2 rRNA genes are annotated in these 3,224 nt (G+C 59.8%); both read right to left on the reverse strand.

From position 1 onward, the window contains the following. Positions 1–20: 20 nt before the first annotated feature. Positions 21–137 (reverse strand): 5S ribosomal RNA (rrf, locus tag PGB27_RS29300). 125 nt (positions 138–262) lie between these two features. Continuing rightward, positions 263–3,224: ribosomal RNA gene (locus tag PGB27_RS29305) — 23S ribosomal RNA — on the reverse strand; the annotation flags it as partial.

A 3,224-nucleotide genomic window follows, 5' to 3' on the forward strand; every position in this document is an offset into this window, starting at 1 on the left:
GGTGTGGGGGTGGTCGGGTGTTCCGGCGGTGTCCTACTCTCCCACGACCTGTCGGTCGCAGTACCATCGGCGCTGGAGGGCTTAGCTTCCGGGTTCGGGATGGGTCCGGGCGTTTCCCCTCCGCTGTGACCACCGGAACACCCCACCACCCCCACGAGTGTGGGGTGGGGTGTGTGGTCGTTGGGATATGCACAGTGGACGCGAACAGCAGTGTTTCGTTATTTCGTGCGCAGTTGGGCTTGCCGTGAGTCTTGATGGGTGTGTGGGCAAGTCCTCGGCCTATTAGTACCAGTCCACTGAACGCCTTGCGGCGATTACATGTCTGGCCTATCAACCCACTGGTCTGGTGGGGGCCTTAACCCTCGAAGGGTGGGAGACCTCATCTTGGAACAGGCTTCCCGCTTAGATGCCTTCAGCGGTTATCCTTTCCGAACGTAGCCAACCAGCCGTGCCCCTGGCGGGACAACTGGCACACCAGAGGTTCGTCCGTCCCGGTCCTCTCGTACTAGGGACAGCCTTCCTCAAGTCTCCTGCGCGCGCGGCGGATAGGGACCGAACTGTCTCACGACGTTCTAAACCCAGCTCGCGTACCGCTTTAATGGGCGAACAGCCCAACCCTTGGGACCTACTCCAGCCCCAGGATGCGACGAGCCGACATCGAGGTGCCAAACCATGCCGTCGATATGGACTCTTGGGCAAGATCAGCCTGTTATCCCCGGGGTACCTTTTATCCGTTGAGCGACACCCCATCCACCTGGTGGTGCCGGATCACTAGTCCCGACTTTCGTCCCTGCTCGACCCGTCGGTCTCACAGTCAAGCTCCCTTGTGCACTTGCACTCGACACCTGGTTGCCGACCAGGCTGAGGGAACCTTTGGGCGCCTCCGTTACCCTTTGGGAGGCAACCGCCCCAGTTAAACTACCCACCAGGCACTGTTCCTGGACCAGATCATGGTCCGAGGTTAGATGCCCAATTCGACCAGAGTGGTATTTCAACGGCGACTCCACGACCACTGGCGTGGCCGCTTCCCAGTCTCCCACCTATCCTACACAAGCCGAACCGAGCACCAATACCAAGCTGTAGTGAAGGTCCCGGGGTCTTTCCGTCCTGCCGCGCGTAACGAGCATCTTTACTCGTAGTGCAATTTCGCCGAGTCTGTGGTCGAGACAGCGGGGAAGTCGTTACGCCATTCGTGCAGGTCGGAACTTACCCGACAAGGAATTTCGCTACCTTAGGATGGTTATAGTTACCACCGCCGTTTACTGGCGCTTAAGTTCTCAGCTTCACCTTACGGTTAACCGGTCCCCTTAACGTTCCAGCACCGGGCAGGCGTCAGTCCGTATACATCGTCTTGCGACTTCGCACGGACCTGTGTTTTTAGTAAACAGTCGCTTCCCCCTGGTCTCTGCGGCCCCACCCCGCTAACCCGCAAGGGGTTTCACGGGACAGGGCCCCCCTTCTCCCGAAGTTACGGGGGCATTTTGCCGAATTCCTTGACCACAGTTCGCTCGAACGCCTCGGTATTCTCTACCTGACCACCTGTGTTGGTTTGGGGTACGGGTCGCGTAGGAACTCGCTAGAGGCTTTTCTCGGCAGCATGGGATCACTCTGCTTCGCCTCAAACGGCTATGCGTCACGTCTCAGCCTCATGGTGTACGGATTTGCCTGTACACCGGCCTACACGCTTGCACCAGCACTACCACTAGCTGGCGGAGCTGCCCTCCTGCGTCACCCCATCGCTTGGCTACTACCAGGCGGGGTCCCGCGCTCCCCCCGAGCTGCTCCCGAAGGAGACAGCCGGGGTTCGGGCGGTTAGCACACCTGGGCTCGCCAGGGACGCGCCTACACGAGCACGGGAATATCAACCCGTTGTCCATCGACTACGCCTGTCGGCCTCGCCTTAGGTCCCGGCTCACCCTGGGCGGAAAAACCTGGCCCAGGAACCCTTGGTCATCCGGCGGCAGAGTTTCTCACTCTGCTATCGCTACTCATGCCTGCATTCTCACTCACACGGGCTCCACGGCTGGATCACTCCGCCGCTTCACCGCCCGCATGACGCTCCCCTACCCAACACCACCACCACCCGACGACCACAAAGGCCGACGAGAGTGTTCACGTGGTGTTGCCGCGGCTTCGGCGGTGCGCTTGAGCCCCGCTACATTGTCGGCGCAGGACCACTTGACCAGTGAGCTATTACGCACTCTTTCAAGGATGGCTGCTTCTAAGCCAACCTCCTGGTTGTCTGGGCGATCCCACATCCTTTCCCACTTAGCGCACGCTTAGGGGCCTTAGCCGGCGATCTGGGCTGTTTCCCTCTCGACGACGAACCTTATCGCCCGCCGTCTCACTGCCGCGCTACACGCTCACCGGCATTCGGAGTTTGGCTGACTTCAGTAAGCTTGTAGGCCCCCTAGGCCAACCAGTGCTCTACCTCCGGTGAGTACCACGCGACGCTGCACCTAAATGCATTTCGGGGAGAACCAGCTATCACGGAGTTTGATTGGCCTTTCACCCCTACCCACAGCTCATCCCCCAGGTTTTCAACCCTGGTGGGTTCGGGCCTCCACGCCGTCTTACCGGCGCTTCACCCTGGCCATGGGTAGATCACTCCGCTTCGGGTCTAGAGCACGCGACTAGAAACGCCCTGTTCGGACTCGCTTTCGCTACGGCTACCCCACACGGGTTAACCTCGCCACGTACCGCTAACTCGCAGGCTCATTCTTCAAAAGGCACGCCATCACCCCGCACGAGGCGGAGGCTCTGACGGCTTGTAGGCACACGGTTTCAGGTACTATTTCACTCCCCTCCCGGGGTACTTTTCACCTTTCCCTCACGGTACTCGTCCGCTATCGGTCACCAGGGAGTATTTAGGCTTACCGGGTGGTCCCGGCAGATTCACAGCGAATTACACGGGCTCGCTGCTACTCGGGCACGCCACAACGACGTGCATGATGTTTTCGTCTACGGGGGTCTCACCCTCTACGCCGACGCGTCCCAACGCCTTCGACTAACACCACACAACCATCGCACCAGCACGGCAGCACTGGTCAATGACGCCCCACAACACCCCACCAGCAACGCCTGCCGGCTCTCACACTGGCGGGGTTTAGCCTCTTCCGCTTTCGCTCGCCACTACTCACGGAATCACTGTTGTTTTCTTCTCCTGCGGGTACTGAGATGTTTCACTTCCCCGCGTTCCCTCCCACCGTCCTATACATTCAGAC

The organism is Actinomycetospora lemnae (assembly GCF_028737315.1).
Lineage (GTDB): Bacteria > Actinomycetota > Actinomycetes > Mycobacteriales > Pseudonocardiaceae > Actinomycetospora > Actinomycetospora lemnae.